Here is a 5,608-nt window from a genome sequence, read left to right as displayed (position 1 = left end):
TCTACAGTGGCCAGCCCTTGGCCTTGGTGATTGCCGATACCTCGAACTGGCGCGGCACGCTGGCTCGCTGGTGCAGATCGACTACGCGCCTGAAGCCTTCGAAACCGACCTGCTCACCCAGCAAGCGGCGGCGCACCCGTCGCCCCAGACCCCCACCCAAACCGCGCGGCAACTTTCGAGGCTGAATGGGCCGGTGCCGCAATCAGTCTGGACTTGCACTACAGCACGCCCATCGAGCACCACAACCCGATGGAGCCCCACGCCAGCACCGTGCTGTATCAGCCCGACGGCACTCTGCATATCCACGACAAGACCCAGGGCCCGCAGAACTGCCAGGCCTATGTGCAAAAAAGTCTTCGGACCTGGATAAGAACCAGGTGCGCATCTTCGCTGCCTTTGTCGGGGGCGCCTTCGGTTCGGGCTTGCGCCCGCAATACCAATTGCCGCTCGCGGTGATGGCGGCCATGGCGCTCAAACGCTCGGTGCGCGTCACCCTGACGCGCCAGCAGATGTTTTACCTTCGGCTATCGCCCGCGCACCTTGCAGCGTTTGCAGATGGGCGCCGCCGCCAATGGTCGCTTGCTGGCGTTGGGGCATACCGCGATTGGCCAGACCTCGCGCTTTGAGGATTTCAGCGAGCACGTGGTGGAGTGGAGCGGCATGCTCTATCACTGCGACAACGTGCAGCTGACCTACAAGCTGGTGCCGCTGGACGTCTTTACTCCGCTGGATATGCGCGCGCCCGGTGCGGCACTGGGCGTGATCGGCCTGGAGTGTGCCATGGACGAACTGGCCTGCGCCCTGGCCATCGATCCGGTGCAACTGCGGCTGATCAACTACGCCGAACGCAACCAGAACGAAGACAAACCCTGGTCGAGCAAAGCCCTGCGCGAATGCTATAGTGAAGGCGCCGAACGCTTCGGCTGGAGCCAGCGCAACCCGGAACCGCGCAGTATGCGCGACGGCCGCCAACTGATCGGCTGGGGCATGGCCGGTGGGGTGTGGGAAGCCATGCAGATGAAAGCCAGCGCCAAGGCCCGCATCGATAGCAACGGCAAACTCACCGTGAGCAGTGCCACCACGGACATCGGCACGGGCACCTACACAGTGATGACCCAGATTGCCTCTCAAACCAGTGGCGTGGCGATGGCCGATATCAGCTTTCTGCTGGGGGATTCGTCATTGCCCACGGCGCCGTTGCAGGGCGGTTCGTTTACCGTGTCTTCCGTCGGCACCGCCGTGCAGCAAGCGTGCGAAGCGCTCAATGCCAAGTTGCTGGAGATCGCCCGGCAGACTTACCCGGTATTTAAGGATGCCGATTCCATTCGGTTTGAAGACGGCCAGCTACAGAGCGGTGACGTGAGTGTGTCGTTGGCGCAACTGGTCAAGGACAGCGGTGAAGAAGCCTTGCAGGTACAGGTCGACAGCGAGCCCGACAAGAAGCGCGAGAGCTATGCCAGCGCTACCCACTCGGCGGTGTTCGTCGAAGTGCGCGTCGATGAAGACCTGGGCACCATCAAGGTCAGCCGTGTGGTCAGCGCGGTAGCCGCCGGGCGCGTGGTCAACCCGAAGATGGCCCGCAGCCAGATCCTCGGCGGCGTGGTATGGGGCATTGGCATGGCGCTGCATGAAGAGACTCAGGTCGACCACCAATTGGGACGCTACATGAACCACAGCCTGGCCGAATACCACATCCCGGTTAACGCCGATATCGGCGAGATTGACGTGCTGTTTGTCGAAGAACACGACGAGGTGGTCAATGCGCTGGGTTCCAAGGGCGTAGGGGAGATCGGTATCGTCGGCGTGGCGGCGGCGGTGGCGAATGCGATTCACCATGCCACCGGCAAGCGGGTGCGGGAGTTCCCTGTAACGCTGGATAAGGTGCTCTGACACAGCCCCCTTAAGGGGTTGCACATTTTCAACGCTCTGCGAGGTCAATATAGATCTGCGTTTTGTCTCGGGATTGAACGACAGAGGTTGAGACATTCGCAGGCGCGTTGTCCACAGTAACCCCTGTTTGCGCCTGTCAGTGTATCGAGGCCTTGAACATCTTTATACTTAAACACATGGTAGCTGCCGACCCGGGCAATCCATTTTGTTTGGGGAGCGGCAGCTTGATCTTGCTCGATCACGTTGGCCGCATAATAGTTCATGTTTTTTAATACGCCTGGCGATGGGCTCCACCGAGGGCACGTCAATTGCTTTAACTCGAATGCCATATTTTCGCATCGTCAGAAGAAGATTTTTATTGGTGTAGGGCTCATGGGCGACATGCGCGCGGTCAATTAACCTCAACCGTTCCCTCAATGCTTGAGAAAACTCACCCGTCTCGAAAAACCTATCAAGGTCTGGCTGCAAAGAGTGTTCAAAGCCCTCTGAATACAGCAGGCTCACATTATTGGCTTTGAATGTAGGCGCTTCATCCATAAGCACTCGCAACACCGCCGATTGCGTATGGTCTTCGCCAAAAATCATACCGGGTGATTTTTGGAGTACGGAATTGATGACTTCTTTGGGCGGTGTGTTGGATGGCAGGTCCGAATGAATGGGCATCGTTTTCGGTTTTGCTTTTTTTAGGTAGTGATCTGCATCTTGCTTCAGCCGTTTATCTACTTTCCCGGTCGCTTCTGATGAAGAGGCTTCCCCCTCGCGGGGATAGTCGTAAGCGCCGGGATCAAATGGCTGCGTTCGAGAGCTTCCTGATTGCCAAGGGAATTTTATCCCCCCAGGCCCATTGATCGGCGTCCACTCTCCCTGCGCAGTGGCCTGCACGGTCATCACAGGTTTTTTGGTCAAGGGATCAATAATCTGGGCATAACCGTCACTGAGCTTAAACCGGCCGTCAATCTCATGTACTTGGCTGTTTTCCTGCGTCATCGGTTATTCGGATCATCCATCGGTCTTCGCCGTTGGGCCCCTTGATTTGATAGATGCCTTTGGCGTTTGGGGTAACGCCTGAGATCAGTTGCTCACCCTCTGGTACCACATGGCTGCTGATGTCCTTCCATTGAGATGGACGTAGACGATTGACTGTCGATTCGCCGGCCCCTACAGGGGGGGCGGTATCTGGCGGGTAGTGGGGGGGCGAAGGTGCCTCGCCGGGTTTTACCGTAGGCGCCTTGAGTTCGTTAACGGCACCTTCCCCCGCTTTGCCAGCCTTTACGATACGCGGTATCGCCACAGTTGCGGCATTTGAACACGCCGAATATGATTCGTTGGTTGCCAGTCGGTTTGCCATGTATTTTGTCATCGATACCAATACCCGTATTGGTGGCTCCGCTGGCCAGATAGAACGCATCCAATGCCAGTCCCACTTCAGGCATCGCGAAAGCCAGTGGAGTCAGGAACATCGCTACTTTTGTAGCCTTTTCAAAAACCAGAGAGAATATTTTTCTTGGTGACGTCGCTGTCACTGGTGATATCCACGGCAGCATCTGCATAAGATCGGTCTTTCTGACGCTTTGTGAGTTCATCGAAGGGCGAATGGCTGGGTTCTGCCTTAATGTAGTTTTGTGGGTCCCAGTAACCGCTGAACGCCCGATGGTCATAGGACAATAACCCTCCCGGGGTCTCGCGCTTTTCAGGCCAGGTACCGAGCCCGGTCAGCGTCTCTTCTGTGCCTGCTTGCGCATAGCCGTTAGGTTTATCTTTGAGGGGGAAGTGCGCGACCATCGCTTCGCGCTTCACGGGATCGGCCATCTGCTTGGCGAACCATGCCTTCATTTCAGCCTGGCTGTTGAAGGTGTGAATGGGGGAAGAGTTTCCGGGTATGTACAAAAGCGTCAGGGGTGGGAGCTTGTTGCCGTTGGCATCGTATCTGACCTTTTTGTCCGTGATGTACATAAGATCGGTAGATTGAAAGTTTCCGACTTTCAGCATCCCCATTTCGATGTTGGGATCTTTTGGAGGTTTTTTTTGCAGGTCTTCAAGTTTGATGTCCGGCCAGGCGGTCTCTTCGCCTGACAAACCGAGGGCCCGCATGACCAAGTCGTGGGCGTCCTTAGTGAGGCTGTGCTCTTGATGCTGGGTTTTGGCGGCCTTGATCAGAGACGCTTTGGAGAGTAACGGATAGTTTTTCTCGTTCTGGTTCCAGTAACTCTATTCAGGAAATTGATCGTAAGGCTTTTTATAGTCCGCCTTCCAAATCATTTTCCTGAACTCATCGGGAGTGAGCGCACTCTGGTTTCCTGCGTTGTAAACCAGTGCAGGTTCTTCGGCGGACTCTCGGTAAATGCCTTGAAAGGTATGGGTAGTGTCAGCCTTTTCAGTGTAGGGGTTGAACCGGCTGAAGCTCAAGATGCCAGGTGTATGCGTTTTTAATTCAGGCTTAACGATGACCTCAGGGCCGCCTGGGTAGAAAGCGACTGGGTAACCATTACCCTTTGGTACGTCCTGATCGTTGGTAATGAGTGCCTCGGTCAATGAGATGCGCTTGATGATTTTCGCGGGATAAGGTCTTTCACCCTGGGTGTTGTAGTCGTACGTCACTATGTAGGTGTTATCGGGATCTATATCCCACTTTTCTTTTTCGGCAGGGGTCTTGGCTTTGGCCGCCATCTCGGCAAATTTGTTCTTCAGGTAAATCGAGGCTTCTTGTTGAACGCTTTTGAAGTCGTCACTTATCTTTTGTGTGACTGGGTCGACGCTGGTGTTTGGGCCAAGGTCGACGGTCGCGGGGGCTTTCTGCCCCACCCCGACGCTTTTGCCCGGATCAGGGTTAACAGTGATTTGAGTATATCCATTGCCTGAGTCTGGGTCTGGCACGGTCTCCTTCACTAGTTCCTGTTTTTGAGGTGGACTGGAATCGATTGAGCGTTTCTGGCGCTGACCAACATTTGCCGAAGCAGGCTCGGGCAGTGCGGGGTAGGTGTTAGGGCGAGGGGAGCCGACTAGCATGAAAAACCTCAGGTTTTATGACTGAACTAGGTAGCCCCTGAGTGGTGATCCTGTAGGTAAAGTTCCATTGGCTGTGTAGCTCTTTGCAACCTTTGGGATCGGCTTGGTTCCTACTTATCCTCCCCGGTAAACGTGCAATGGTCAAAACGTTCTCAAGTACTCTTTTCTTCGACCGGTACGTGCATACGATCACGGTTGGCCAGCGTCGGGAACAGCTTGATCCACACCCCGGTCACCACCAAAGTGCCAACCCCGCCCATCACCACCGCAGGCACGGTGCCAAACCAATGGGCGGTAATCCCGGATTCGAATTCGCCCAATTGATTGGACGCACCGATAAACAGGCCATTGACCGCACTCACCCTCCCGCGCATTTCATCTGGCGTTTCCAACTGCACGAACGACGCACGGATCACCATGCTGATCATGTCTGCCGCGCCCAGTACCACCAGCACCGCCAGTGAAAACCAGAACGAAGTCGACAGGCCGAAGGCAATGGTTGCCACCCCGAACACGCCGACGGCGGTGAACATTACGCGGCCCACCTGGCGGTCTACCGAGAACCGCGCCAGCCACAATGACATCAGCAATGCCCCCACGGCCGGGGCCGACCGCAGCAGGCCCAGGCCCCAGGCGCCGGTCAGCAGGATGTCCTTGGCGAACACCGGCAACAGCGCGGTGGCGCCGCCCAGCAGCACGGCAAACAGGTCCA

5 protein-coding genes and 1 pseudogene are annotated in these 5,608 nt (G+C 56.3%); 1 reads left to right on the top strand and 5 read right to left on the bottom strand.

What is annotated here, in order from left to right; translation table 11 throughout:
- Window positions 1-1,890: pseudogene (locus DQ405_RS23675) on the top strand (xanthine dehydrogenase family protein molybdopterin-binding subunit); the annotation flags it as partial.
- Between the two features lie 168 nt (window positions 1,891-2,058).
- Here DQ405_RS23675 and DQ405_RS27680 read toward each other — a convergent pair.
- From DQ405_RS27680 to DQ405_RS23665, 5 genes are all read right to left on the bottom strand, one after another.
- On the bottom strand, window positions 2,059-2,877 hold the full coding sequence (locus DQ405_RS27680) for a hypothetical protein (RefSeq protein ID WP_241730149.1): 819 nt from the start codon (window positions 2,875-2,877) through the stop codon (window positions 2,059-2,061).
- Window positions 2,878-3,128: 251 nt separating this feature from the next.
- On the bottom strand, window positions 3,129-3,350 hold the full coding sequence (locus DQ405_RS27675) for a hypothetical protein (protein ID WP_241730147.1): 222 nt from the start codon (window positions 3,348-3,350) through the stop codon (window positions 3,129-3,131).
- Between the two features lie 19 nt (window positions 3,351-3,369).
- Window positions 3,370-4,044, bottom strand: a complete 675-nt coding sequence (locus DQ405_RS27670; protein WP_342030449.1) for a dermonecrotic toxin domain-containing protein — start codon at window positions 4,042-4,044, stop codon at window positions 3,370-3,372.
- A gap of 54 nt (window positions 4,045-4,098) precedes the next feature.
- On the bottom strand, window positions 4,099-4,896 hold the full coding sequence (locus DQ405_RS27665; protein ID WP_241730145.1) for a hypothetical protein: 798 nt from the start codon (window positions 4,894-4,896) through the stop codon (window positions 4,099-4,101).
- Window positions 4,897-5,048: 152 nt separating this feature from the next.
- A partial coding sequence (locus tag DQ405_RS23665) for an MFS transporter (RefSeq protein ID WP_168426313.1) occupies window positions 5,049-5,608 on the bottom strand: 560 nt, incomplete at its 5' end.

This window comes from Pseudomonas sp. SST3 (assembly GCF_003325755.1).
The sequence above is the reverse complement of the archived record's forward strand: the minus strand, read 5'-3'. Positions and strand labels throughout refer to the sequence as shown.

Excerpts from the sequence above, each read along its gene's own strand:
- DQ405_RS27675 (WP_241730147.1), bottom strand. The coding sequence starts at position 3,350 with ATGTTCCTGACTCCACTGGCTTTCGCGATGCCTGAAGTGGGACTGGCA.
- DQ405_RS27665 (WP_241730145.1), bottom strand. The coding sequence starts at position 4,896 with ATGCTAGTCGGCTCCCCTCGCCCTAACACCTACCCCGCACTGCCCGAG.
- DQ405_RS27680 (WP_241730149.1), bottom strand. The coding sequence starts at position 2,877 with ATGACGCAGGAAAACAGCCAAGTACATGAGATTGACGGCCGGTTTAAG.